Below are 23,525 nucleotides of genomic sequence, written 5' to 3'. Positions count from 1 at the left end.
CCCCCCCCCCCCCCCCCCCGCTACCGGTGGGGTGGCCTGGGGCCTTGCGCTACCGGCTGAACGCGGCTTCGCCCACGCGACACTGCGTCGCATCCACCCCCTGCCACGCGGTGCGAAAACAAGGTAAAATGTCGCGCTTCCCCACATCTCGGGTATGCCGATGCTGCGCATCCAGGCTGAAGCACTCACTTACGACGACGTCTCGCTCGTCCCCGCCCACTCGACCATCCTGCCCAAGGACGTCAACCTCGAAACGCGGTTGACCCGAGACCTGAAGCTCAAGCTTCCGATCCTGTCCGCCGCGATGGACACCGTCACCGAAGCCCGCCTGGCCATCGCCATGGCCCAGCTTGGCGGCATGGGCATCATCCACAAGAATCTCAGCCTGGAACAGCAGGCCGCGGAAGTGGCCAAGGTGAAGAAGTTCGAGGCCGGTGTCATCCGCGACCCGATCACCGTCGGCCCGGAAACCACCATCCGTGACGTGCTGGCCCTGACGCAGGCGCACAACATCTCCGGCGTGCCGGTGGTGGGCAGCGACGGCCTGCTGGCCGGCATCGTGACCCACCGCGACATGCGCTTCGAGACCGAGCTGGACGATCCGGTCCGCCACATCATGACCAAGAAGGATCGCCTGATCACGGTCAAGGAAGGCGCCGCGTCCGACGAAGTGCTGCAGCTGCTGCACCGCAACCGCATCGAGAAGGTGCTGGTGGTCAATGACTCGTTCGAACTGCGTGGCCTGATCACCGTCAAGGACATCCAGAAGAACACCGACTTCCCGAACGCTGCCAAGGACCTGTCGACCCGCCTGCTGGTCGGCGCTGCCGTCGGTGTGGGTGGCGATACCGATCGCCGCGTGGAAGCGCTGGTCGCCGCCGGCGTGGACGTGATCGTGGTCGATACCGCGCACGGCCACTCGCAGGGCGTGCTGGACCGCGTCAGCTGGGTCAAGAAGAACTTCCCGAACGTGCAGGTCATCGGCGGCAACATCTGCACCGGCGAAGCCGCACTGGCGCTGCTGGACAGCGGCGCGGACGCGGTCAAGGTCGGCATCGGCCCGGGCTCGATCTGCACCACCCGCGTTGTCGCCGGCGTCGGCGTGCCGCAGGTCACCGCCATCGACCTGGTGGCCGAAGCGCTGCAGGACCGCATCCCGCTGATCGCCGACGGTGGCATCCGCTACTCGGGCGACATCGGCAAGGCGCTGGCCGCCGGTGCCTCGACCATCATGGTCGGTGGCCTGCTGGCCGGTACCGAGGAATCGCCGGGCGAGACCGAGCTGTACCAGGGCCGTTCGTACAAGAGCTACCGCGGCATGGGCTCGCTGGCTGCGATGGAGAAGGGGTCCAAGGACCGCTACTTCCAGGACGCCGCCACCGCCGACAAGCTGGTGCCGGAAGGCATCGAAGGCCGCGTGCCGTACCGCGGCCCGGTGGGCGGCATCATCCATCAGCTGATGGGCGGCCTGCGCGCCACCATGGGCTACGTGGGCTGCGCCACCATCGACGAGATGCGCAGCAAGCCCAAGTTCGTGAAGATCAGCGGCGCCGGCCAGCGTGAGAGCCACGTCCACGACGTGACCATCACCAAAGAGCCGCCGAACTACCGCGCCTGATGCGCTTGCTAATTGCTATTGCGATTACGGGCAGCCTGCTGATGGCAGGCTGTTCGTTGTCCGAACCGCCGCCGCGCTCCGGGTCTCCGGGCGCGGCGGTTTCGCAATTGCAGCACGTGCAGGCGTGCCAGAACGCGTTCTCGCTGCCGAAGGGCTGGCAGGTGCAGGCCGCTGGCGAGCAGCGCTGGCTGCTGAAAGGCACCGGCGAGCGCCCGCTGCAGGTCATCCTGCGGTGCGTTACCGATCTGGGTGACAGGCTTGAAGATCCTGTGGTCACCGCCGAGTTGGGGCCGCTGGAGCCGAAACGGATGAGCGTGCAGTCCGCGTTCTGGGGCAACGCCGTGGATTCCGGTTACCCGATGCACGCCTTTCAACGGCGCATCGTGCCTGGCACCGAAGTGCAGGAAATCGCCGAGCTCCCGCGCGCCGACCGCGCCAACCCCACCGCACCGCACGGCCTGCTGATGCTGCGCTGGGACGAGGAAGACCCCTCACATATTCAACAACGCGAGGCGTTCATCGCCACGCTGACACAGAGCCTTGAAGCGCCGGGCGCTGCGAAAAACACCACTGGAACGGCACCATGACCAACATCCATAACGACAAGATCCTCATCCTCGATTTCGGCGCGCAGTACACGCAGCTGATTGCCCGCCGCATCCGCGAGCTGGGCGTCTACTGCGAAATCTGGGCGTGGGACCACAACCCGGCCGAGATCGCCGGCTTCGGCGCCAAGGGCATCATCCTGTCCGGTGGCCCGGAATCGACCACGCTGCCGGGCGCCCCGGCCGCACCGCAGGAAGTGTTCGACAGCGGCCTGCCGATCTTCGGCATCTGCTACGGCATGCAGACCCTGGCAGCCCAGCTGGGCGGTGCCACCGAAGCCGCTGACCAGCGCGAGTTCGGCCACGCCGAAGTGAATGTCATCAACCCTGATGCGCTGTTCAAGGGCCTGAGCGACCACGGCGGCGAGCCGAAGCTGAATGTCTGGATGAGCCACGGCGACCACGTCTCTGTTGCGCCGCCGGGCTTCACCATCACCGCCACCACCGACCGCATTCCGGTGGCCGCCATGGCCAACGAAGAGAAGCGCTGGTACGGCGTGCAGTTCCACCCGGAAGTGACCCACACCCTGCAGGGCCAGACGCTGCTGCGCCGCTTCGTGGTGGACGTGTGCGGCTGCCAGACCCTGTGGACCGCCGCCAACATCATCGACGACCAGATCGCCCGCGTGCGCGAGCAGGTGGGCGATGACGAAGTGATCCTGGGCCTGTCCGGTGGCGTCGATTCGTCCGTGGTGGCTGCGCTGCTGCACAAGGCCATCGGCGAGAAGCTGACCTGCGTGTTCGTCGATACAGGCCTGCTGCGCTGGCAGGAAGGCGACCAGGTGATGGCGATGTTCGCCGAGCACATGGGCGTAAAGGTCGTGCGCGTGAATGCTGCCGACCGTTACTTCAAGGCACTGGAAGGCGTGAGCGACCCGGAAGCCAAGCGCAAGATCATCGGCAACCTGTTCGTTGAGATCTTCGACGAAGAGTCGAACAAGCTGAGCAACGCCAAGTGGCTGGCGCAGGGCACCATCTACCCGGACGTGATCGAGTCGGCCGGCAGCAAGACCGGCAAGGCGCATGTGATCAAGAGCCACCACAACGTGGGCGGCCTGCCGGAGCACATGAAGCTGGGCCTGGTGGAGCCGCTGCGCGAGCTGTTCAAGGACGAAGTGCGCCGCCTGGGCGTTGAACTGGGCCTGCCGCGCACCATGGTCTACCGCCATCCGTTCCCGGGCCCGGGCCTGGGCGTGCGCATTCTGGGTGAAGTGAAGCCGGAATACGCCGAACTGCTGGCCAAGGCCGATGCCATCTTCATTGATGAGCTGCGCAAGGCCGACTTGTACGACAAGACCAGCCAGGCGTTTGCCGTGTTCCTGCCGGTGAAGTCGGTGGGCGTGGTGGGCGATGCGCGGGCTTATGAGTGGGTGATTGCGCTGCGGGCCGTGGAGACGATCGACTTCATGACGGCGCACTGGGCGCATCTGCCGTATGAGTTCCTGGGGACGGTGAGCAACCGGATCATCAATGAGTTGCGGGGGGTGTCGCGGGTGGTTTATGACATCTCGGGGAAGCCGCCGGCTACTATTGAGTGGGAATGAGTTGAAAGAACGAGGGCGCCGAGAGGCGCCCTTTTTGTTTGTCGTCTCCGCTATCCATCCGGAGAATGGCAGTTGATGGGCAGCGGAGGGCTGGGCGCGAAATTGTCTGCAACTCAGACGTGAGGCACCGTCGCTTAGGCGCATAGTTGTGATATACCGTCGATTTGTTGGGAGCGTTCATTGAAAGGGGGGGATATGGACGAAACAGTAATATGGAGAAACATATCAATCGGGGCTCCAGATGCGGAGGCTGACACAGACCTCTTGGATGCTTGCTTTGTTGATACGGGAACACTGGAGTCGATACAGTCGACAGAGAATCATGCATCCATTGTCCTCGGTAGAACAGGTCAAGGTAAGAGCGCAGTCCTTCTCCGCCTGATGGCTGTCGAGAAGAACTCCGTGCAAATCAGACCTCTGGAGCTTGCGTTTCGTTTTGTTGAGAATTCGACAGTAATCCGTTTTTTTGAAGATGCTGGTGTGAATCTCAACTTGTTCTATCGCCTGCTCTGGCGACACGTTCTGGTAACCGAATTGATACGAAAGAAATTTGTCATTCGCGATCAGAATGCTCTAGATCGTTGGCTTACCGCCATATCTTCGAAGTTCAAGAGAGATACCGCGAAGGGTGCAGCCATTGAGTATCTGCGGAGGTGGGGTCAAAGCTTTTGGCAAGAGACGGAGGTGCGCCTTGTCGAAATTACGGAGAAGATCGAAAGTGAACTTACGGCCTCGCTCGAAGGAAGTGCTCTCGCTGCAAAGATGCGGGGCGCCTTAGGTGAGAAGCTCTCCGAAACTGAGAGAGCTGAGGTCGCCAGTCGAGGCGCCTCTGTGGTCAACAAGATCCAGATCGCTGACTTAAATAGAGTCATGCAGATCCTGGCAGAAGAGGCGTTCAAAGATGAGCAGAACAAGCACTTCATCGTGATTGACTCGTTAGATGAAGATTGGGTTTCAAGCGCCGCGAAACTAAGGCTTATTCGCGCGCTAATCGAGGAGGTGAGGACTTTCAGGAGTGAACTTCGAAACGCAAAAATCGTAGTTGCTCTTAGGCAAGATCTGATTGAGCGCGTCTTTGACGAGACGAGGGATGGTGGGTTTCAGGAAGAAAAGTACGAAAGCTACTATGCAAGGCTGAAGTGGGACCGAGATGACCTTGAGTCCGTCGTCAGAATGCGAATAAACGAGATATTCCGTCGCAAGTACACTTCTAAGAAGCTCAGTATTGAGGATATATTCCCCAAGGCTAGAGGTGGTGACTCTCCCATGGATTACATGCTGGAAAGGACGCTCCATCGACCAAGGGATATCATTGCCTTTACAAACGAGTGCTTGCGTATTGCAGAGAAACGCCCGCGAATCTCATGGGCGGCGATCGTGGACGCTGAGGCAGCCTACTCTAGGAAGCGCAGAAACGCTTTGGTTGACGAGTGGTTGAGCTCGTTGCCATCAATCAATATCTCGTTGGAGCTTCTCCAAGGAGTCAATGAGACCTTTACTCGATCGTCAATTACTGATGAAAGGCTGGAGCCTGTTGTTACGCAGCTGGCCACATCCGAGAAAGAAGACGAGACCATTCGGCTGTGCAGGAAGGCGTTTGAGCCAAAGTCGTCAGTTACTATGGCGCAGCTTCTCTCATCCATAATTAGATCGCTTTATCACGTAGGCGCCATTGGAATCAAGTACTCACCTGAGAGTCCTTTTCTGTGGTCCTTTAGAGACGATCCGGACATCTCAATGGGGGATGCAAAACGTGTTGTATCAATCAAAGTTCACAAGATGCTATGGAAGGCCTTGGACATCCGCACGGGTACTGCATTCAAGAGGAGATGAAGCTGGATAGTTGATGGCATATGCGGAAGTGTCGGCAGCGTGGGAGCAAGGGCTCGTCGTGAAATTTGGCTGGCTCCACCTGGACCAAAGTTGGCCGTCGTACCAGTTGCTGTCCGCCTTTGGTGGAAGGGGCGCAGCGCGGATTCGGAGATGGCGCTGTTGGCTCTATTGCCTATTGCGAGGGTATCGGTGGGGGCCTGATGATTAGTTCAAGCCAACCTATTTCCGGGGTGGACCCAGTTATGGCACTTCTGAGCATGGGGTGTCAGTCATTCGCCCCAAAACCGATATCTGTCTGCCTTTGAGGTGAGATTTGCTGAGGCGGTCAGCTTCGTTTCCCGATGTGGTTGTGAATAGGCTTCTTGGCCGGGCCTAGCAGGTCCAAAATTGAGCTACATAGAGAGCAAAGTCTGCGATGTAGTGTATTTTTATAGTTGGTAAACGAAGAATATCGATGCCTATCTCAATTATACAATCTTCTAATTGGGTCGACGTTGTCGCAGCTCTGGGGACTGCTGCTGCGGCTGTTTTTGCCGCCTATAGCGCCTGGACATCGCGCGTGAGTGCAAGGGCGGCCCGTGATGCGGTCAATGAGGCAAAGCTGGCAAGGCAGCTTGAGTTGGAGCCGAAACTGATCCTTGAGAAAGACTTTCTTGATTTGCAGTTTGTCTGGCCGCACAAGGACACCCTCAATGGAGAGGCTGTCTACTTGGCCAGGAAGCACTGGAGGGATAATTTGTCTTCTCCACCCGCGTTCAAACTCCAGAATTTTGGCCAAAGTCCCGCGCTGGAAGTGACCATCGAATGGAGTCTCGAAACTGAAAACTCATTCGAGCTACCAGCAAGACTCAAGGCCAATGGAATGGAAGCAGTTCCGGCCACGCCCCAAGAGCCAGGCAGCAGCCCAAAGTATCAACTGAATTTTCATAACCTCGACGGGAGCATATATGGTGTGCCACTTTACTTAAAATGGACCACTGATTTGGCAAACTGCGCCCCGGGTCAGCCGCGCGAGGTTGAATTTCCCATGGCGATACTCAATTCGCTTTTCGGCAAGGCATTAGGGGGTGGCTCGCAGGGGAGTGAGATCGTGGTAAATGCTAAGCTGCATTTTTATTCAATAGATGGGAGTATTCACATTTCCCAGTTTAGGTGGAAATCGATCCCTTTCTGGCATGGTCAGATTGCTCCAGTCGTCGCGCACAGCCATTTTATTGAGCTTCCTGTACGTCCAAAACCTGAAGGCCCTCGGGTTGCTTAAGTGACAGTCCAATAGCTCATTCAAGCCGAACCCCACTTCGCGGGTCGGCCTAGTCCAGGCGCTGAACGCCCCCTGGTTGCGAAACACTGGGCTCCTTCGCAGGCCTCAACGCGCTCAGGGGAAATCACTCCGGCCTAACCTCCCGACAAGCCCACTCAACCAACCCCCTGCAAGCCAGAAACAACCCATCCACCACCCCCTCATCCAAATGCCGCTCCGGGTCAGCCGCCACCCGGCACCGATCCGCGGCGTGCAGCACCTCCAGCACCGTCAGCGCCCCCACCATCGCGCGCTCACTCCTCGCGAGGCTGACGCGACGCCCGGGTGATACATCATTCTCAGGCCAAGGCAACCCATCGGCGCCTTCGCAGCGGCGGATGCGCTTGAGGATGCCGATCAGGGAATTGAGGTCGGGCGGCGGGGTGTCGTCGTTGATGGGCTCAACAGATGTATACGAGGAAAAGTTCTCGGAATCGTTCATGGCGTCGGTTTCCCTGGCTGTGCGTGACAGCGCCACCGCGTAAGCGGGGTGGCGGACGATGCGTGGCTGCAAACCGGGATGAGATAGCACCATAGACCGGCGGGCCCTAAGGCCCCCACGCACCGCCCGCCATAAAGGCCGACGGATTACCCGCCGGCACCGCTCAAGAACGGTGCCGACGGGTAAGCGTAAACAACTGGTGCTTTTCTCATCGCGGGTTTGCAGACCCGGTGCCACCCGTTGTCGGTGGCGCGCCATGGTGTTTACGCCGTCGCTCCGAATGCCAATAGAAATTCCCGAAGAAATCGCAGGAATCGAGAGCGAAGAACTATTGTGGCACGCACCATTCGTGCAGCACGCGACATCGCCAGACGCATTCGCGCAGTCACCCTGCTGATTGCGAATCAAACTGGCGTAATTGCCCACGCCACAAGCGAATAGCGCGACAGCCTTCTTAACACCCCTTTCGTCTCAAAACCGGATGGCGACGCTGCCCGATCACCCGCGCACCTGAAAAATCGGTTCAATCACGACACCGCCAGCAGGCAGCGCTCCTCAACGAACACCTTCCTCAACCGCGCCCGCATTCCCCACCAACAACTCAATCATCGCCCGCGCCGCCGCCGACTGCCGCCGATGCGGCGCATAGATCACCGAGAACGGCCGTGACCGCCCCCGGAGCTGCGGCAGCACCTCCACCAGCTGCCCGCGCTGCAACCGCTCGCGCACGATGAACTCATAGCTCTGGCAGATGCCGATGCCCTGTTCGGCCAGCGACACCACGCCCAGCACATCGTCGGAGGTCTCGATGGACGAACGCGGCAGCCAGTCCACGTCGCGCCCCTCGTCGCGGAAGATCCACGGCGCCAGCCGCCCGGTGCGCGGCATCACGAAGGGCAGGCACAGGTGCTGTTGCAGGTCGTCCAGCGTCTGCGGCGTGCCACGGCGTTGCAGGTAGCCCGGCGCGGCCACCAGCAGCAGCGGCGCGTCTTCCAGCTTCCGCCCCACCAGCCCGCTGTCCGGCAGCTGGCCCAGCCGGATGGCCAGGTCGAAGCCTTCGGCCACCAGGTCCACATTGCGGTTGGTGATGTTCAGTTCCACCTGCACCTGCGGGTACTGCTGCGCAAAGCGCGCCAGCACGGGCGGCAGCCGGTAGTGGCCATAGGTGGTCGGCACGCTCAGGCGCACGCGGCCTGCCAGCGCGCCGTCTTGGCCCTGTACGTCGCGCTCGGCGTCGTCCAGCAGGCCAAAGGCCGTGCGCACCTGTTCCCGATAGAGCCGCCCGGCGTCGGTCAGGCCCACACGGCGGGTGGTCCGTTGCAGCAGCTGCCGGCCCAGCCGCGCTTCCAGGCGCGTGACCGCGCGGCTCAGTACCGACGGCGTGGTGGACAGCGCCACCGCGCCCGCAGTGAACGAGCCATGCTCGACCACCGCCAGGAACACTTCCACGTCGCCCAGGTAGTCGAACTTGCGGCTCATTTGGCTCTCCGGGGAACAGATGTTTTGCGATGGGGCCAATTTATCGCCGCTGGGGCGATGAATAAAGTGGCCGCCATTCCCCGAACAGGAGCTCCCCATGAACCTGATGACCCGGCTGGCCGCAGCGCTGGCCCTGACCCTGGCCGCCAGCGGCGCGCAGGCCGCCAACGTGCTGGTGGTGCTGTCCGACGAAAACCACCTGGACCTGAAGGACGGCAAGGTGCTGTCCACCGGCTTCTATCTCAACGAGCTGATGCAGCCGGTCAAGCTGCTGTTGGACGCCGGCCACGAGGTGACCTTCGCCACGCCGCAGGGGCGGGCGCCGACGGTGGATGCGTCCTCGGTGACGCCCGCGTACTTCGGCGACGATGCCGCGCAATTGAAGCTGCACAAGGATCTGCTGGAGAAGCTGGCCTTGACCTCGCCGACCACCTCACCGGTGGTCAGCCTGGCGCGCATCGAGCAGCAGGGTTACGCGCGCTTCGATGCGGTCTACATTCCTGGTGGCCACGCGCCGATGCAGGACCTGCTGAAGAGCCCGGCGCTGGGCCGGCTGCTGGCCGACTTCCACCAGCGCAGCAAGACCACCGCGCTGGTCTGCCACGGCCCGATCGCGCTGCTGTCCACGCTGCCGGATGCAGTGGGCTTCGTGGCAAAGCTGGACGCGGGTGCGATGCCGGCCACGCCGAAGTGGATCTACAGCGGCTACCAGATGACGGTGATCAGCAACCAGGAAGAAGAACAGGCCAAGCCGCTGCTGGGCGGCGGCGAGATGAAGTTCTACCCGCAGACCGCGTTGCAGCGGGCGGGTGCGAAGTTCAGCAGCAACACCACGCCGTGGACCGGCCATGTAGTGGTCGACCGCGAGCTGATTACCGGGCAGAACCCGGCTTCGGCGCTGGAAGTCGGGCAGCGGTTGCTTGAGCGGTTGAAGTAAACCGGTTGATTGGGCGTGTGATGGCCGGCATGGCACCATGGCGGATTGGCCTCGCGCATTCTGGCGAGGCCCTTTGCCAGGGAAGCCCTCGACACGACATGCGAACGTCCTTCTTCATTCATTCCGGCCTGTGCCTGGGCCTGCTGTCCGGGTGCGCCAGCGGCCCGGAGCAGCACACCTCAAGCCGCGAGATCACCGGTGCCTTCGTGGCCGACGATGGCCAGCTTTACCTGCTGCCGCGCTACGACGAGCCGATGCGCTTCGATGCCGCGCCGTTCCGTGACTACCGCGCCCTGATGGACAGCCCGCTGCGCGAGGCGGTGGTGTGCGCGCAGATGTACTTCCACGAGGATTGGCGCGACCCGGCCAACAAGGCCAAGGTGCATGGCAGCTACGCGCTGCTGCTGCGGCCGGAGCAGGTGACGCCGCAACACGCAGCGCAGTTCAGGCTGGAACGGATTGACGTCACACCGCGCGAAGCCAAGGTGGTCGATGAGCGCGCGCGCTACTACCTGCCGCTGGAGCGGAGCCGTTACTCGCTGGCTTTTGATCGTGCCTGCGCTCTTTCAAAGAAGGGTGGCAGCTATTACAGCGCCTTGTTCGAGGGCGATGGCGAACGCGTGCAGTTGCCGCACGCTGCGGCGCTGGCGGAGAAGGCGGCGCTGGCGCAGCCGATCAACGCGCGCGCCGAGCGTATCCTGCCGGAGCGGGAGGACGGGCCGGGCGCGGGGTCAGCGGCGGGCAAGGTGCTGGGTGCCGCTTTGATTCCCGTGGCGGTTCCGGTGTTTGTGTTGAGCCTGCCGTTTCTGGGGCCGGATCATTGGAAGTGAGGGGGCGTTGGAGTAGGGCCGTCCACACATGGTACGGATCTACTGGCACCTCGGCCTGCCCCCTGCCACACAGCTGGCCTGCCAGTGCTGCCAGGCCTCGGCATCGATACTGGCCTTCAGTGCAATGGCCTGCAGCTCCGCCCAGTCTTTCGGTGAAGGCGCGGCCAGCAGCCCGCGCATGAAGGCCTGCATCTTCGCCTCACCCACCTGCTTTTCCAGCGAAAGTAGCAGCAACGGACCATAGACGTAGCGATACATCTCGCCCAGGTCCGAGTGGCCATCGACGGCATCAAGCGCCGGCAGCGGCGTATCGAGCGCATCGACGGTGGCCTGCAACCTTGCAACATAGTGGTCCGCCGCAGCGTCACCACTGATCTGACGCAGCGCCTTGATCGACAGGAATTCGGCGCTGGATTCCAGCAGCACCCAGTAGTACGGCCCCTGCGGACGGTTGAGCGTGCCGAAGTAGTAATGGCCCATTTCGTGCGCGACGTACTGCACGCGCCGTTCGGCCTGTTCACCGCCGGCCAGCAGCGAATCGGCCACGTTGCCGATGCTGCCGCTCATGGCGATGGTCGGCCAGGTGGCAAAGCCCCATTCGCTGCCGTCGCGGTCGCGCTCGGCCTGGTTGAGCGTGACCATGCGCAGGAAGGTGGGGCGGTCGGCCAGCGGCACGCCCATGTAGCGCGCGTGCACGTCGGCCACCTGCTGCACGACGCGGGACAGCGCGTCGACCTTGGGCGTGGGCAGGCTCTGGTTGAGGAGGGTGACCTGCGCGGTGTGGGTGATCGGGCCGCTGCCACCGAACAGCAGGATGGGCCGCGCGTTGTCGCTGCGAAAGCGGCCCTGCGTGCCTTCGATGGCGGGGCTGCCATTGAGGTACAGGAAGCGGCAGCCGCGGCAGTCCACCTGCAGGTCGTAGCGGCTTTCGCTGCCGCGCACGCGGGCCTTGGGGTCGAACGCCTGAGGCAGCCATGCAGACTGCTCGGTAAAACGGGCGCTGTCGCCGTTGAAGGCCATCATGCCTTTGAAGTCGCCCATGGCATCGTGCTTCGGGTACAGCGGGAACGCGCCCACGTACTGCACGCAGAGCGTGGCCGTGGGCTCGGCCAGAGTGTAGACGCGCGCCTCGCCATCCACGCCCGGGTCGTACCAGCCATCGAACCCGACCGGCTTGCCCTCGTCATCGGTGACCCGTGCGACGTTCAGACCGGCATTGAGCACGAAGTGGCCCTGTGCGTCGGCGGGGCGATTGGACAGGCATGCATCGCCCTCCACGCGGCCACTGGCGATATCCAGGCGCACACTGCCAGTGGTGAGCGGCGTTGCCAGCTGCTCGGGCGATGCGGCTTGGCTGAGGGAAGGAGCGAGCAGTGCGGCGAGGGCCGCCGGCAGCAGGGCCTTGCTGGGGTTCATCGAGCCATCCTTGGGTGGATGGCGCCGACTATAGAGCCAATATGAATTCCTGCCGAGAGGGGCGCATCCACGCGTGGCGTGCAGTTGCGGAGCTACACTGGCCCCCTGCACGTGATGGAAGCTCGCCCATGTTGAACGGAAAGGTCGCGGTGGTTACCGGTTCCACCAGTGGTATTGGTCTTGGCATCGCCACGGCGCTGGCGCGACAGGGCGCCGACATCGTGCTGAACGGCTTCGGCGATGCGGCGCAGATCGAGAGCCTCCGTGCCAACCTCGAAGCGGAGTTCGGTGTGCGGGTGGCGCATGACGGCGCCGATCTGTCCCGGGGCGAGGCCGTACGGAACATGATCGCCGACGCCGTTGCGAGGATGGGGCGTATCGACATCCTGGTGAACAACGCGGGCATCCAGCACACCGCGTCGATCGAGGAATTTCCTGTCGAGAAGTGGGACGCGATCCTGGCGCTGAATCTCTCGGCGGTGTTCCATGCCACGGCGGCGGCCTTGCCCTACATGAAGCAGCAGGGCGCCGGCCGCATCATCAACATCGCCTCGGCGCATGGGCTGGTGGGCTCGGTGAACAAGTCGGCCTATGTGGCAGCCAAGCATGGCGTGGTGGGATTGACCAAGGTGACCGCGCTGGAGAATGCCGGCACCGGCATCACCGCCAATGCCATCTGCCCGGGCTGGGTGCGCACGGCGCTGGTCGAGCAGCAGATCACCGCGTTGGCCGAGCGCGAGGGCATCGATCAGGAGTCTGCCGCGCGTGCGCTGCTGGCCGAAAAGCAGCCCTCGTTGCAGTTCGTCACCCCCGAGCAGCTGGGGCAGACCGTAGTCTTTCTGGCCTCGGACGCGGCGGCGCAGATGACCGGCACGGCGCTGCCGGTGGACGGGGGCTGGACCGCGCGCTAGCGGGCCGGCGCCGCAAGCCGCGCCCGCAGCGCGTCCCAGTCGGCCACGAAACAGCCGTTGCGGCCGCGATTGCACTCGGTGATCCACGCATCCAGTGATTCGCTGCGCGCCCGGTGTGCGCTGACATCCCCCAGCACGGCAAAACGCAGGCGGTAGTTCACCAGCATCTGCAGCCACTGCCCGGCCATGCCCGAACGCAGATCGAAGAAGTCCGGCGAGAGGCGCTGCACGGGAACCACGATCCACTCGGCATCGTGACCCAGCGCGTCGCCGACGAGGTCGCGCAGGCCGCTGGCATCAAGCAAGGGGCCTTGGTCATGGGCGCGCAGGAGGGTGGTGTCGCCGATCTTTTCCAGGTGCGGGTGCATGGGGGTGGAGTGGGTGGTGTGCGTTGAGCGGGGTGGGGGAGGGAGCGAGCTAGGGCTGCCCCTTTTGCGGACGGTGTGGGTCGATCAGGCCGGCTGCTCGCTCATGGTGACGTATTCGCCCTTAACTGGAGACGCATTCTGCCGCATGTGAAGGGTGGTTGTGTCTACACGATTCCAGAATTCTCCTTGTGGCTCATCCACTTGCGGGATTGCAGGTAGATCGCCGCCGTTTCGCGCCTGGAAGTCCTGTCATCGGCTTCGGTAGCTTCGCGCAGCTGGCTGGAAAGGTCGGTGCCTGCTTCGTGTGGAACTGATATGGGTCGATTGATTGTGGTCGTCGGGGATGCAACCAGTGGCGGAGGGCGCGTTATCACGGGCTCTGCGTTTACTGATATCAACGGGCACGCCGTAGCACGTATGTCCGACCGCGCGACATGCCCCAAGCATCAGGGCATCTTTCCGATCGTGACCGGGGACGATTCCTGGATTGTGGATGGGCAGCCGGTTGCGCGCGACGGCGATCGGCTGGCCTGCGGATGCAGCCTGCTGGCGGGCGCCCAGCAGACGGCCCACATCGCGGCTGCTGGTGCGTTGGCACCTGCCACGTCGGAAGGGGATGCCACGGCTCCCGCGCCACCGCCCGACGAGTTCACGGTGCACTCGACCCCAAAGGAGCCGGTCTGCCGGGAATGCCTTCTGGCGGCGGCAAGGAGCGGTGCCGCTTACCTGCGGAGATGAATATGGAATACGCCATTGTTGACGCCGCTGCGTCCCCGCAGATTGCCAATGTTCTGGGGGGTTATGCCACATCGGGCATTGCGTGGCCGCTCTTTGAACATCAGCCTGAAGCCAGCAGCGCCGATGTTGGGCCTTGGCTGATCCAGTTGAATGGCGATGGATGGGTGCGCCGATGGCTGCTGAATCTTGAGGCGCGTCCGGGACGGGTGTGCTGGGTGACCAGTGACGAGCCGGTTGGCGCCGTCATCGAGCATCTTCAAGCCCGCCTGGACGTACGGCTGTCAGATGGAGGCTTGGCGCTGTTCCGGTTCTGGGATGGACGCGCCTTGTATCGTGTGTGGACCGTCATGACGCGTGAACAGAAGAGAGCGTTCATGGCGCCATTCCTCCGGTGGTCAGTCTGGCTGCAGGGGCAGCAGTGGCAGCTGGATCGCGACGTTGTGGAGAAAAGCTGATGCTGACGTTCAGTGCCAGGCAGGAGGCGTTGCTGCGCTTGCCTGATCTGTTCGATTTCCTCCCCAAGCTTGCTGGCGAGATTCGTCGTGACATGCCCGAACGGGTCCTTGGCATGGATGACGCCGCACTTCTTGCGGAAACCGATCGCTGTTATGCCTACGCGGCCTACGAGTTGGGCATCACCCACCTTCCGGTGCTCGTTGCCTGGACGAAAACGGATGTCGGCAGTGGTGGTGAGCTTCATCGCAATGCTGAAGTGGATATCGCGATTCGCCACGCGGAGCATCCGAGCACCAAGGCGGCTGATGTGCTCGGAGCCTTGGCCGCCTTGCATCGGTGGCCGAAGGGAGAGGAGTGATGGTTGCGGTTCCTGTTCGTTGGGGCATAGGCAAGCTGGCCGAGAGAGCCGCTGCGGCGGCGGCAGCGGCAGCCGCGGCCACCGCGGCGAACGACGCCGTCAAGGACAAGCCAGACGTCCGAAGTCGAGAAGCAGACTGCTCTGATGTGCCAGACCACAGCGAGTGCAATCAGTGCTTGCTGGGGAATGGGCGAGTGGGGCAGCCGCCGACGCCGAGATACATAACCTTGAGCACACGCATCAACTATGACTACCAGCTACAGATCGCCAACATGTTTGCCGGTCCGGAGCGGTTTGGCTATGTACGCCGAGGCGATAGTGCTGACGAGATCGTGAGCATTGGCGTAGAAGTCGTAAAGGGGTTCTTTGGCAAGGGCGGAGAGTACACCACCCTTGAATGGCTATACGGAGGTACCTCGTTTGATGGCTTCTGGCGAGATCGGTGTACCGTGGTTGAAGCGAAGGCCAACTTTGAAAAATTCTTCGACGAATATGGCCGTGATGCAACGCCATTTACGTTTGCCGTAACTGAGTCCTGGCTCAAAAGTTACAGAGTGCAATCCGCGCTCGTCGCCCCTGCAATGCCTAGAGGGAAGCTTGAGTGGCACTTCATGGACGTCGTCGCTTTCATTGCTGGAATTGAAGCCGGGATTCCAACTGAGAGTGCGCGCCATACCCCTTACGTGCTGGGTGCCATTTGAGATGATCGTTACCTTGACCGTGAAGTTCGTCCCACAGAGGCTGTCTCTCTCAGAGGCATACGCCTATTCGGCTGCATTGATCGAGAATCTTGGAGAGCTCACGCCTGATTTCCGGCAATGGTGGGGCATGCCGAAAGGGCCGAAGGACCATTTCGTGTCATTCGTAGAGCGATCGAGGATCATCGCCCGAATGGAAGCGGACGATGCCGAGTTTCCAGAGCTTCGGCATGCCGGCGCTCCCGGCCTGCTGTTGACGAACGCGGGAGATGAGGCGAGCTGGAGGGCGCGCGGACGGGTTGGGCTGGCGATCTCTCCAAGCTTTGGCTCGATTCGGATCAGCATCAGCGATGTGGAGGTGGTCTTCGAGCGGCCATCGCGCGTGCTGTGGACGATTCTGGATGCGATGTCCAAGCGGCCCGATGTGTGTTTGATACAGACGAACGTGAAACAGCGTGTGGGTGCTGATCTACTGCTTTACAGCCTGCATCGAGCACCGTTTCCCCATCGTGAGTTCCTGGGCTGGATGGGATACGTGGATGAGGCGCTCACCCGTGATCAGGTTCCTGCTGCGGCAAAGCTTGAGCGACGGGGCAATGGCACGCTCATCCTCGCCACCGACGTACTCGACCTGTCCGACCCGCATGCCGTGCAACAGGCCAACCAGGTCGAGATGAGCCTGGTCGATCTTGGGTTGCTTCCGGTCATCGACCCTGCGTTGAAGTAGCACTCGTTGCTGAGGAGATGCCGTGAATATCACCCTGGTCTGCCGCTATCCCCATCGGGCTCGCACTGCCGAGCAGGTGTGGGACGACCTGTCGATGCTTATTCTCAACCTGTCCAGTGCCGACCCGCTCTTCAGACAATGGTGGGCAAATCCACGATCTGCCAGAGACCCCTATGTTCCCCTCAGCGACAGCCGTGCATTCGTGGCGCGTGTCGAGGAAGACGATCATCGGTGGGCCAGGGAGTTCCCGGGCCAGCCGTCGGACGGCAGCAAAGGAATCATGATCACCAACTCCGGAAACGATAGCGACTGGACGAAGCGTGGCGGCGCAGGAGTGAGCTACCAGCCCAATCTTGGCGTCCTTCGGTTCCACGTTGACCGTATCGAGAAGGCCTACCGGTCTCCCGGAAATGTAGTGGGCACCATGTTGTCTGCGGTACTCAGGACTTTGCCGATAAGCTTCGCCCAGACCAATGTCCAGCAGCGGGTGGATGGCCAGTTGCTGCTCTACAGCCGCGATCGCGCCCTTCCCGCACCGCGAGTTTCTGGGCTGGATGGGGTACGTGGACGCCCCTCTCGCTGCAGACCAGATTCCCGCGGCTGCCCGGCTGGAACGCTGTGGCAACGGAACACTCATCCTCGCCACCGACGTACTCGATCTTGCCGACCCGCATGCCGTGCAACAGGCCAACCAGGTCGAGATGAGCCTGGTGGATCTCGGGCTGCTTCCGGTCATCGACCCGGCGTTGAAGTGACTGCGGCCAGACACCTCACCGGTCAGCTCGGTTTGGCAAACACGTCCAGTCCCTTGCCGGTCTCCAGCAACGATTTCAGGCTGGACAGCACGATCGGCCAGCCCTGGCGGATGCCGGTATCCATGCCGCTGCCGGGTTCCAGATCGTCGTGGGTGACGGTCAGCCGCACCATGTCCTGGTAGGGCACGATCTCGAAGGTGACCCGGCTGTAGCTGTCCGGGTTGTCGGCCTGCGAGGCCGCGGCCCAGGTGATGACCAGTCGCGAGGGTGGGGTGCTTTCCACCACTTCGCCGACCAGCTCGACCGAGCGCGTGTCGTTGGCGCGCACGTGCTGCCAGCGCGAGCCGGGTTTCCAGTCCGAGACGTTCTCGTGGCCCCAGTAGCGGCGGGCGATCTCGGGCCGGGTGATGGCCTCGAACACCTTCTGTGGCGTGGAGGCGATGTAGATCACGTGGATGAAGCGGGTGGACGCTGCGGACATCGTCATTCTCCTTCCAGTTCTCGTTTCAGGTCATGCAGCAGGCTCAGGCGCTGCTGCTCGAACTTGCGTACCCAGCGCTCGTAGACGTCATGCAGCGGCACCGGGTTGATGAAGTGCAGCTTCTCGCGGCCACGGCGCACCGTGCTGATGAGGTTGGCGTCTTCCAGCAGGCCCAGGTGCTGGGTGACCGATTGCCGGGCCATGTCCAGGTGTTCGCACAGCTGGCCCAACGTCTGGCCGTTGTCTGCGCAGAGCAGGTCCAGCAGCGTCCTGCGCGTGGGGTCGGCCAGGACCTTGAACACCTTGTCTGCATCCATGGCGGACAGAATAGGCAGGTAAATACCTGCATGTCAACCGCCGTCGGTGGATCGGCTCACGACCTCCCACTGGTCGATGCGGCTGGACATGGCCTGCAGCTTGTCGCGCACACGTTGCACGGCATCGCTGCCCAGCAACAGGTGGCTGGGCGGTGCGTCGCTGTTGATGATCTTCAGCATGACCTGCGCCGCCTTTTCCGGATCGCCCAGCTGATGACCGCTCTTGGCCTCGCGCGTACTGCGGATGGGGTCGAACAAGGCGTCGTAATCTCCAATGCTGCGCGGTGCGCGCACCATCGAACGGCCGGCCCAGTCGGTGCGGAACGATCCCGGCGCGACGGCCGTGACGTGGATGCCGAACGCGGCCACTTCCTGGCCCAGCACCTCGCTGATGCCCTCCAGTGCGAACTTGCTGCCGCAGTACCAGGCGATGCCGGGCAGGGTGATGAAGCCGCCCATCGAGGTGATGTTGAGGATGTGGCCGCGGCGGCGCGCGCGCATGTGCGGCAGTACGGCCTTGATGAGCGCGGCGGGGCCGAACACGTTGACCTCGAACTGGTGGCGCAGTTCGTCCAGCGTGGATTCCTCGAGGATGCCTTCGTGGCCATAGCCGGCGTTGTTGACCAGCACGTCGATGGCGCCGATGCCGCTTTCGATGGCATCGACCAGCGCGTCGATGGAGGCGTGGTCGGTGACGTCCAGCAGGCGGCCGAACGCGCGGCCGGGAGCGAGGGATTCAAACGCCTGGCGGGCCGGTTCGTTGCGCACGGTACCGACCACGCGGTGGCCGGCCTGCAGGGCCTGTTCGGCGAGGGCGCGGCCGAAGCCGCTGCTGACGCCGGTGATGAGCAGCAGACGGGAGGGGGACATGGTGATGGCCTCATGGAAAGCGGGCTTGCACAGTAGTGCTTGTGGGGGATGCCCTACAGGCCTAAGCTTCGGCCGATCTTGCCTATTCCTCTGAGGTGTGCGGTGCGGTCTGGCGATGATCCGGTGCAGCAGGATGCGCAGGCGCGCATGGTGGGGCTGCTGCAGGCGTTGGCGCCGGAGGAGGGCTACACGCTCACCGCCGTGCCGGGCGTACGCCTGCTGCGCTCGAACCGGCCGCTGGCGCGCACGCCGGTGCTGTACGACCCGGGCATCGTGATCGTCTGCCAGGGCGTCAAGCGCGGCTACCTGGGCGGGCAGGTCTACCAGTACGACGCGCAGCACTACCTGGCGGTGTCGGTGCCGGTACCGTTCACCATGGAAACCGACGCATCGGCGGATGCGCCGTTGCTGGCGATCTACCTGCACCTGGACCTGCAGCTGGCGGCGGACCTGCTGCTTGCGCTGGACGCGCATGAGGCGCCGGGGCAGACACACGCGCGCAGCATGATGGCCAGCCCGATGGACCCGCCGATGCAGGCCACGGTGATACGGCTGCTGCATGCGCTGGGCGACACACGGGAAGCGGCAGTGTTGGGCCCGGCGCTGGTGCGCGAGGTGTACTTCCGCGTGCTGACCGGCGCGCAGGGCGCTGCGATGCGCGAGGCGCTGGCCATGCGCGGCCGTTTCGGCAGCATCGGCCGGGCGTTGCGGCAGATCCATGCGGCCTATGCCACGGCGCTGGACGTGGCACACCTGGCGGCGGAGGCGGGGATGAGCGTGGCGAGCTTCCACGATCACTTCCGTGACGTCACCGGCACTTCGCCCATGCAGTACGTGAAGTCCACGCGCCTGCACCAGGCGCGGTTGCTGATGCTGCGCCAGGGGATGACCGCCGAAGCGGCGTCGCTGGCGGTGGGGTATGCCAGCCCGTCGCAGTTCAACCGGGAGTTCAAGCGTCTGTTCGGCCTGCCGCCGGCGGCGGAAGTGGCGCGGATGCGGCGCAGCTTCGCGGTGCCGCCCGCGCCGGCCGGTGCGCTGTATGTGTCTTCCCACTGAACGGCGCGGGTCGGCCCGTTGACAGACCTATCTACCTACTAGTAGGTTTGCGCCCATGAAAGAGTCGCTGTCCCCGAAGGCGCTGGAGATCCTGGCGCAGGCCCGTTCCCTGCTGGAAGCCGGTGGTTACAACGGTTTCAGCTACGCGGACGTGTCCGCGCGGGTGAACATCAGCAAGGCCAGCATCCATCACCACTTCCCCAGCAAGGCCGATCTGGTGCGCACGGTGGTGGTGCTGTACCGGGCCGAGGCACGCGAGGGACTGGCGCTGCTGGACCGGCAGCTGGGTGATCCGCTGCTGGAGCTCAACGCCTATGTCGATTACTGGTCCAGCTGCATTGCCGGCGGAACGGCGTCGTTCTGCATCTGCGCGATGCTGGCCGCGGAAGCACCCATGATCCCGGTGGAGATTGCCGAGGAGGTGCGCGGCCACTTCGAGGACCTGACCGAGTGGTTGACCCGTACCCTGCTGAAGGGCGCTGCGCAGGGGCAACTGCGCCTGCAGGGCCCGGCGGACGACGAAGCCAAGGCGTTCATGGCGTCCGTGCACGGTGCGATGTTGGCGGCGCGGGGGTTTGGCGATGCGGCGACCTTCGCGGCCCTGGCGCGGCTGGCGATCGCGCGGGTGAGCGCCGCCTGAGAACTGTATGCGGAAGGCCTGCAGCAACGCGGGTCTTCTTTCTGTCCACCAGGCCTACCTACTAGTAGGTTTATTGAAGCCCAATGGAGTACTCCCATGCCACACCCGCTGTCCGCCCTCGGCGCCATCCACACTGCCGTCAGCCTGCTTCCCATCGTGGCCGGTCTCTATGGCTTCGTCCGCCACCGCGCCATCGATCCGGCCACGCGTGCCGGCAAGCTCTACCTACTGGGCCTGGTGCTGTCGGTGGCAACCTCGTTCACCGTGTCCAGCACCGGCGGACTCAATCCCGGCCACGCCTTTGGCGTGATCGTGCTGCTGGTTGCTTTCGGCGGGGTGCTAGCCGCGCGCCTGCGCTTCCTGGGGCGGGCGGCGCGGTATCTGTCCACCTTCGCGTTGTCGTTCAGCTTCCTGCTGTCGCTGGTGCCGGGCGTGAATGAAACGCTGACCCGCATCCCGGTGGCACATCCGATTGCGGCCGCGCCGATGGCTCCGGTCGTGCTGCAGACCCTGCTGGGGTGTTTCGTGGTGTTCGTGCTCGGTTTCATCGCACAGTGCTGGCGGATGCGTGGCCGCCGCTGAGAACAGGCGCCGCGGCGACGCTGCTCAGTCTGCCAGCGGCGGCGGCGCGTCTTCGCCATAGGTGGCGTAGGCGCTGCCGCAGGTGGCCACGGCAGCGGCCGCCGCAGGCAGGCCAGTAGCGCGGATGCCGCGCCGCGTATCGCGGTCGAATATTTCCGCGTAGCGTTCGGCGGCCAGCGCGTCATCAGGCAGCACATACAGCAGCACGCGCTGCAGGGTTGACTGGCCCTCCAGGGGCTGCGGCGTGCGGAACGCCGGTACCTGCACGCGGGCGCTGTGCCAGCGCATCGGCTCGCTGCTGGTCTGCCAGCGGACCTGCAAGGGCTGATCGAGCGGAAGCAGCGCGGCGCCGTCCGGGTAGCCGTAGGCGGTGCAGTCCGCGGGTGGCGTCGGGATGCTGGCGATGGCGCCGTCACCGATGTCCAGCGTGAGGCCATTGACCTCCATCCGCACGATGGGCGCGCCGCCGTAGTTGTGGACCTTGAACAGCACCAGGCCTTCGAAGCGGCTGCGCTCCAGATCATCTGCGGTAGTGCCGCTGAGGCGTGCGAGCGCGGGCGCGACCTCCACATGATCGCGGTAGTGGTAATAGAGGTGCACCAATTCCGGCGTGCCCGGGCGCCTCCATGACGCGTTGAAGGGCGCAAGGTCCGGATAGGGGTGGCGCAGCAAGGGCACGTCAGTGACGGCACGATCTCCGGAGGGCGTGGCGTAGCGGTAGTGGTCCACCGAGCGCTTCAGGCGTCCGCCTTCATACGGGAATGCCCTGTCTGCATCGGACTGCGCGTTGGGGTAGCGGTGGAAGGCGATGAAACGTTCGGGCGTGTCGCTCTGCATGGGCAGGTCCGGCCCAGCGCCAGAGCCGGTGGATGCATACGGCGAGGTGTCCAGCCACAGCGGCTGCCCGCTGAGATTGACGTGCAGTTCCGCGATGGCGGCACGCGAGCCGCCGGCGAGGCTGTCCCAGGTGTTCTGCAGGGACTGCCACAGCGGAACGATGAGCATGGCTGCGGCGGTGGGCACGAACATCACGGCGTGCACGCGGCCGGGCACCTGGCCACGGTCCCGTACCATGTAGCGCAGCCACGCCAGCACAAGCACCAGCAGCAACGGTACGCCCACCCAGATCGCCAGGGTGGCCAGCGCCACAACGCCCCAACCCAGATTGGGGGTGGCCACAGCGATGAGCGAAAGGGTGGCGATGAACGCCGCCAGCACCAGCGACACGCCTATCCCGAAGCGGTAGTTCCTGTAAGGGCGGTCAGTCATCACCGTTCCATCGGCCTGCGGGACATGGCGATATCTTGCCGGTCCGATGGCGGAGTGGAAAGGCGGACGTTGCCGCAGGCCTACCCTCAGCAGCCGACCAGTCGATCGGCTGCGATGCCCTGCCGATGCAGGCTGCGGTACTCGGTGGGGCTGGCATCGACCAGCCCGCGGAAATGGCGGCGGAACGATTCCTGCGAGCCGAACCCGGCCTGGTCGGCGACCCAGTGCAGGGGGCGGTCGGTGGTTTCCAGCAACTCGCGGGCGAAAGCCACGCGCTCGCGGATCAGCCAGTCGATGGGTGACAGCCCAGTGGCGTCGAGGAACTGCCGTTGCAGGGTGCGCTGGCTCAACGCGGCCTGTTCGGCCAGGCTGCCCAGCGAGTGCGGTTCGCGCAGGTTGCGCCGCATCCATTCCATCAGCTTGGCCAGGCGTGTCGGCTCGCCGCTGGGAATGGCACGGCTGACGCGCTGGCTGCGTCCGGCATCACGCCAGGGCGCCAGCACCAGGCGCTCGGCAACGAGGTTGGCCACGCGTGCGCCGTAATCCTTGCGCACCATGTGCAGCATCATGTCCATGCCGGTGGCCGAACCGGCCGAGGTGATGATGCTGCCGGCGTCGACGTAGAGCACGTCGTCGCGCACGCCGATGCGGGGGAACTGCTGCGCAAGCGTTTCGGTGAGCCGCCAGTGGGTGGTGGCCTGACGGCCATCGAGCAGGCCGGCCCAGGCCAGCACGAAGGCGCCCGAGCAGATCGAGGCGATGCGGGCGCCGCGCGCGTGGGCGCGGACGAGCGCATCAAGCAACGCCTGCGGCGGGCGTTCACTGGGTTCGCGCCAACCGGGAATGACGATGATGTCCGCATCGTCCACCGCGTTGAGATCATGCGGCAACTGCACCTGCGTATTGCCGAGCATGCGCAGTGCACCGGGTTCGCCCGCGCACAGCTGCGTGCGGTACCACGCCACGCCCAGTTCCGGACGCACCGGTGCGAACAGGCCCACCGCACAACCGAACTCGAACAAGCCCTGGCCGTGGCAGGCCACGATGGCGACGGTCGGCGCGGTGGGATCGGCAGCGTGGATGGGCATGGCCTGATGCTACCGGTGATGGTGCATGCCGCCGCGTGGCATGCGGTCATGAGGTGATGCCTGCGGGATATATGGCGGCAGGGGTCGGATCCGTTTCCTTCGAAAGGGATCCGACCCCATGCAAGCGCGCTGCCTAACGTCATTACCAGCGGTCATGTGGGTGGCCGGATGTTACGGCTGGGTGACGCGATCACGCCTGTCGTGGCG

At 63.7% G+C, this 23,525-nt stretch carries 26 protein-coding genes; 17 read left to right on the top strand and 9 right to left on the bottom strand.

Going from position 1 to position 23,525, the window contains the following annotated elements; all coding sequences use genetic code 11:
• Positions 1-160: 160 nt before the first annotated feature.
• From guaB to AC06FB_RS10830, 5 genes are all read left to right on the top strand, one after another.
• On the top strand, positions 161-1,618 hold the full coding sequence (gene guaB, locus AC06FB_RS10850) for an IMP dehydrogenase (RefSeq protein WP_014036909.1): 1,458 nt from the start codon (positions 161-163) through the stop codon (positions 1,616-1,618).
• Between the two features lie 107 nt (positions 1,619-1,725).
• The gene (locus AC06FB_RS10845; RefSeq protein WP_065181343.1) at positions 1,726-2,205 is read left to right on the top strand and encodes a hypothetical protein; all 480 of its coding nucleotides are present in this window, start codon (positions 1,726-1,728) and stop codon (positions 2,203-2,205) included.
• Complete coding sequence (gene guaA / locus AC06FB_RS10840; protein ID WP_049483147.1) at positions 2,202-3,767, top strand: glutamine-hydrolyzing GMP synthase; 1,566 nt, start codon at positions 2,202-2,204, stop codon at positions 3,765-3,767. The genes AC06FB_RS10845 and guaA overlap by 4 nt, the downstream gene beginning before the upstream one ends.
• Positions 3,768-3,962: 195 nt before the next feature.
• Positions 3,963-5,600, top strand: a complete 1,638-nt coding sequence (locus tag AC06FB_RS10835) for a P-loop ATPase, Sll1717 family (RefSeq protein ID WP_414487926.1) — start codon at positions 3,963-3,965, stop codon at positions 5,598-5,600.
• A 454-nt stretch (positions 5,601-6,054) separates the two neighbouring features.
• Entirely contained in the window at positions 6,055-6,861 is an 807-nt protein-coding gene (locus AC06FB_RS10830; protein WP_414487925.1) for a hypothetical protein, read from the top strand.
• A gap of 124 nt (positions 6,862-6,985) precedes the next feature.
• Here AC06FB_RS10830 and AC06FB_RS10825 read toward each other — a convergent pair whose 3' ends face one another.
• On the bottom strand, positions 6,986-7,342 hold the full coding sequence (locus AC06FB_RS10825; protein WP_065175061.1) for a hypothetical protein: 357 nt from the start codon (positions 7,340-7,342) through the stop codon (positions 6,986-6,988).
• A 555-nt stretch (positions 7,343-7,897) separates the two neighbouring features.
• Positions 7,898-8,821: a LysR family transcriptional regulator gene (locus AC06FB_RS10820; RefSeq protein WP_414487924.1), complete on the bottom strand. Its 924-nt coding sequence runs from the start codon at positions 8,819-8,821 to the stop codon at positions 7,898-7,900.
• Between the two features lie 97 nt (positions 8,822-8,918).
• Between AC06FB_RS10820 and AC06FB_RS10815 the strand changes: the two genes are divergently transcribed.
• Both AC06FB_RS10815 and AC06FB_RS10810 read left to right on the top strand, forming a co-directional pair.
• On the top strand, positions 8,919-9,758 hold the full coding sequence (locus tag AC06FB_RS10815; RefSeq protein ID WP_414487923.1) for a type 1 glutamine amidotransferase domain-containing protein: 840 nt from the start codon (positions 8,919-8,921) through the stop codon (positions 9,756-9,758).
• A 98-nt stretch (positions 9,759-9,856) separates the two neighbouring features.
• Entirely contained in the window at positions 9,857-10,588 is a 732-nt protein-coding gene (locus AC06FB_RS10810) for a hypothetical protein (RefSeq protein WP_478053689.1), read from the top strand.
• 39 nt (positions 10,589-10,627) lie between these two features.
• Here the strand turns inward: AC06FB_RS10810 and AC06FB_RS10805 are convergent, their stop codons facing one another.
• Positions 10,628-12,004, bottom strand: a complete 1,377-nt coding sequence (locus AC06FB_RS10805; RefSeq protein ID WP_478053688.1) for a M1 aminopeptidase family protein — start codon at positions 12,002-12,004, stop codon at positions 10,628-10,630.
• A 128-nt stretch (positions 12,005-12,132) separates the two neighbouring features.
• On the opposite strand from AC06FB_RS10805, the gene AC06FB_RS10800 reads away from it, so the two are divergent.
• A complete protein-coding gene (locus AC06FB_RS10800) occupies positions 12,133-12,915 on the top strand; it encodes a 3-hydroxybutyrate dehydrogenase (protein ID WP_478053687.1) in 783 nt (260 codons plus the stop codon).
• Here the strand turns inward: AC06FB_RS10800 and AC06FB_RS10795 are convergent.
• Positions 12,912-13,283 carry a DUF4180 domain-containing protein gene (locus AC06FB_RS10795; protein WP_461289044.1) on the bottom strand — a complete coding sequence of 124 codons (372 nt, stop codon included), beginning with the start codon at positions 13,281-13,283 and terminating at the stop codon, positions 12,912-12,914. The genes AC06FB_RS10800 and AC06FB_RS10795 overlap by 4 nt on opposite strands.
• A 315-nt stretch (positions 13,284-13,598) precedes the next feature.
• Here AC06FB_RS10795 and AC06FB_RS10790 point away from each other — a divergent pair, with 315 nt between their 5' ends.
• The 6 genes from AC06FB_RS10790 to AC06FB_RS10765 all read left to right on the top strand — a co-directional run bounded on the left by AC06FB_RS10790 (position 13,599) and on the right by AC06FB_RS10765 (position 17,015).
• Positions 13,599-14,021 (top strand): PAAR domain-containing protein, encoded by a 423-nt coding sequence (locus AC06FB_RS10790; RefSeq protein ID WP_180875923.1) that lies wholly within the window; start codon positions 13,599-13,601, stop codon positions 14,019-14,021.
• Positions 14,022-14,023: 2 nt separating this feature from the next.
• The gene (locus AC06FB_RS10785; protein WP_459061930.1) at positions 14,024-14,476 is read left to right on the top strand and encodes a DUF4123 domain-containing protein; all 453 of its coding nucleotides are present in this window, start codon (positions 14,024-14,026) and stop codon (positions 14,474-14,476) included.
• Complete coding sequence (locus tag AC06FB_RS10780) at positions 14,476-14,835, top strand: hypothetical protein (RefSeq protein ID WP_053517578.1); 360 nt, start codon at positions 14,476-14,478, stop codon at positions 14,833-14,835. Before AC06FB_RS10785 ends, AC06FB_RS10780 begins: the two co-directional genes overlap by 1 nt.
• Positions 14,835-15,536: a Tox-REase-5 domain-containing protein gene (locus AC06FB_RS10775; RefSeq protein WP_461289636.1), complete on the top strand. Its 702-nt coding sequence runs from the start codon at positions 14,835-14,837 to the stop codon at positions 15,534-15,536. The genes AC06FB_RS10780 and AC06FB_RS10775 overlap by 1 nt, the downstream gene beginning before the upstream one ends.
• Before the next feature lie 13 nt (positions 15,537-15,549).
• Positions 15,550-16,260: a hypothetical protein gene (locus AC06FB_RS10770; RefSeq protein ID WP_343237009.1), complete on the top strand. Its 711-nt coding sequence runs from the start codon at positions 15,550-15,552 to the stop codon at positions 16,258-16,260.
• A gap of 563 nt (positions 16,261-16,823) precedes the next feature.
• On the top strand, positions 16,824-17,015 hold the full coding sequence (locus AC06FB_RS10765; RefSeq protein WP_461289638.1) for a hypothetical protein: 192 nt from the start codon (positions 16,824-16,826) through the stop codon (positions 17,013-17,015).
• A gap of 22 nt (positions 17,016-17,037) precedes the next feature.
• On the opposite strand, the gene AC06FB_RS10760 is transcribed toward AC06FB_RS10765, so the two are convergent.
• The 3 genes from AC06FB_RS10760 to AC06FB_RS10750 are packed head-to-tail and all read right to left on the bottom strand — an operon-like array spanning position 17,038 to position 18,683.
• Positions 17,038-17,496 carry an SRPBCC family protein gene (locus AC06FB_RS10760; RefSeq protein WP_074901428.1) on the bottom strand — a complete coding sequence of 153 codons (459 nt, stop codon included), beginning with the start codon at positions 17,494-17,496 and terminating at the stop codon, positions 17,038-17,040.
• A 2-nt stretch (positions 17,497-17,498) separates the two neighbouring features.
• On the bottom strand, positions 17,499-17,813 hold the full coding sequence (locus AC06FB_RS10755; RefSeq protein ID WP_478053686.1) for an ArsR/SmtB family transcription factor: 315 nt from the start codon (positions 17,811-17,813) through the stop codon (positions 17,499-17,501).
• 33 nt (positions 17,814-17,846) lie between these two features.
• Positions 17,847-18,683 carry an oxidoreductase gene (locus AC06FB_RS10750; RefSeq protein WP_478053685.1) on the bottom strand — a complete coding sequence of 279 codons (837 nt, stop codon included), beginning with the start codon at positions 18,681-18,683 and terminating at the stop codon, positions 17,847-17,849.
• Between the two features lie 102 nt (positions 18,684-18,785).
• Between AC06FB_RS10750 and AC06FB_RS10745 the strand changes: the two genes are divergently transcribed.
• The 3 genes from AC06FB_RS10745 (at position 18,786) to AC06FB_RS10735 (ending at position 20,961) form a co-directional block, all read left to right on the top strand.
• Positions 18,786-19,739, top strand: coding sequence for an AraC family transcriptional regulator (locus AC06FB_RS10745; RefSeq protein ID WP_478053684.1), 954 nt, complete (start codon positions 18,786-18,788; stop codon positions 19,737-19,739).
• Between the two features lie 55 nt (positions 19,740-19,794).
• A complete protein-coding gene (locus tag AC06FB_RS10740) occupies positions 19,795-20,379 on the top strand; it encodes a TetR/AcrR family transcriptional regulator (protein WP_193396291.1) in 585 nt (194 codons plus the stop codon).
• A gap of 96 nt (positions 20,380-20,475) precedes the next feature.
• Positions 20,476-20,961, top strand: coding sequence for a hypothetical protein (locus AC06FB_RS10735; RefSeq protein ID WP_322523450.1), 486 nt, complete (start codon positions 20,476-20,478; stop codon positions 20,959-20,961).
• A 24-nt stretch (positions 20,962-20,985) separates the two neighbouring features.
• Here the strand turns inward: AC06FB_RS10735 and AC06FB_RS10730 are convergent, their stop codons facing one another.
• Complete coding sequence (locus tag AC06FB_RS10730) at positions 20,986-22,230, bottom strand: hypothetical protein (protein ID WP_478053683.1); 1,245 nt, start codon at positions 22,228-22,230, stop codon at positions 20,986-20,988.
• An 86-nt stretch (positions 22,231-22,316) separates the two neighbouring features.
• Positions 22,317-23,318, bottom strand: a complete 1,002-nt coding sequence (locus AC06FB_RS10725) for a helix-turn-helix domain-containing protein (protein ID WP_065181364.1) — start codon at positions 23,316-23,318, stop codon at positions 22,317-22,319.
• Positions 23,319-23,525 lie beyond the last annotated feature (207 nt).

It is taken from the genome of Stenotrophomonas sp. Steno-C15, assembly GCF_056393265.1.
This window is presented reverse-complemented; position numbering and strand designations above follow the sequence as displayed.

Excerpts from the sequence above, each read along its gene's own strand:
- guaB (WP_014036909.1), top strand. The coding sequence starts at position 161 with ATGCTGCGCATCCAGGCTGAAGCACTCACTTACGACGACGTCTCGCTC.
- guaA (WP_049483147.1), top strand. The coding sequence starts at position 2,202 with ATGACCAACATCCATAACGACAAGATCCTCATCCTCGATTTCGGCGCG.
- AC06FB_RS10835 (WP_414487926.1), top strand. The coding sequence starts at position 3,963 with ATGGACGAAACAGTAATATGGAGAAACATATCAATCGGGGCTCCAGAT.
- AC06FB_RS10830 (WP_414487925.1), top strand. The coding sequence starts at position 6,055 with ATGCCTATCTCAATTATACAATCTTCTAATTGGGTCGACGTTGTCGCA.
- AC06FB_RS10825 (WP_065175061.1), bottom strand. The coding sequence starts at position 7,342 with ATGAACGATTCCGAGAACTTTTCCTCGTATACATCTGTTGAGCCCATC.
- AC06FB_RS10820 (WP_414487924.1), bottom strand. The coding sequence starts at position 8,821 with ATGAGCCGCAAGTTCGACTACCTGGGCGACGTGGAAGTGTTCCTGGCG.
- AC06FB_RS10815 (WP_414487923.1), top strand. The coding sequence starts at position 8,919 with ATGAACCTGATGACCCGGCTGGCCGCAGCGCTGGCCCTGACCCTGGCC.
- AC06FB_RS10810 (WP_478053689.1), top strand. The coding sequence starts at position 9,857 with ATGCGAACGTCCTTCTTCATTCATTCCGGCCTGTGCCTGGGCCTGCTG.
- AC06FB_RS10805 (WP_478053688.1), bottom strand. The coding sequence starts at position 12,004 with ATGAACCCCAGCAAGGCCCTGCTGCCGGCGGCCCTCGCCGCACTGCTC.
- AC06FB_RS10800 (WP_478053687.1), top strand. The coding sequence starts at position 12,133 with ATGTTGAACGGAAAGGTCGCGGTGGTTACCGGTTCCACCAGTGGTATT.
- AC06FB_RS10795 (WP_461289044.1), bottom strand. The coding sequence starts at position 13,283 with ATGCACCCGCACCTGGAAAAGATCGGCGACACCACCCTCCTGCGCGCC.
- AC06FB_RS10790 (WP_180875923.1), top strand. The coding sequence starts at position 13,599 with ATGGGTCGATTGATTGTGGTCGTCGGGGATGCAACCAGTGGCGGAGGG.
- AC06FB_RS10785 (WP_459061930.1), top strand. The coding sequence starts at position 14,024 with ATGGAATACGCCATTGTTGACGCCGCTGCGTCCCCGCAGATTGCCAAT.
- AC06FB_RS10780 (WP_053517578.1), top strand. The coding sequence starts at position 14,476 with ATGCTGACGTTCAGTGCCAGGCAGGAGGCGTTGCTGCGCTTGCCTGAT.
- AC06FB_RS10775 (WP_461289636.1), top strand. The coding sequence starts at position 14,835 with ATGGTTGCGGTTCCTGTTCGTTGGGGCATAGGCAAGCTGGCCGAGAGA.
- AC06FB_RS10760 (WP_074901428.1), bottom strand. The coding sequence starts at position 17,496 with ATGTCCGCAGCGTCCACCCGCTTCATCCACGTGATCTACATCGCCTCC.
- AC06FB_RS10755 (WP_478053686.1), bottom strand. The coding sequence starts at position 17,813 with ATGGATGCAGACAAGGTGTTCAAGGTCCTGGCCGACCCCACGCGCAGG.
- AC06FB_RS10750 (WP_478053685.1), bottom strand. The coding sequence starts at position 18,683 with ATGTCCCCCTCCCGTCTGCTGCTCATCACCGGCGTCAGCAGCGGCTTC.
- AC06FB_RS10740 (WP_193396291.1), top strand. The coding sequence starts at position 19,795 with ATGAAAGAGTCGCTGTCCCCGAAGGCGCTGGAGATCCTGGCGCAGGCC.
- AC06FB_RS10735 (WP_322523450.1), top strand. The coding sequence starts at position 20,476 with ATGCCACACCCGCTGTCCGCCCTCGGCGCCATCCACACTGCCGTCAGC.
- AC06FB_RS10730 (WP_478053683.1), bottom strand. The coding sequence starts at position 22,230 with ATGACTGACCGCCCTTACAGGAACTACCGCTTCGGGATAGGCGTGTCG.
- AC06FB_RS10725 (WP_065181364.1), bottom strand. The coding sequence starts at position 23,318 with ATGCCCATCCACGCTGCCGATCCCACCGCGCCGACCGTCGCCATCGTG.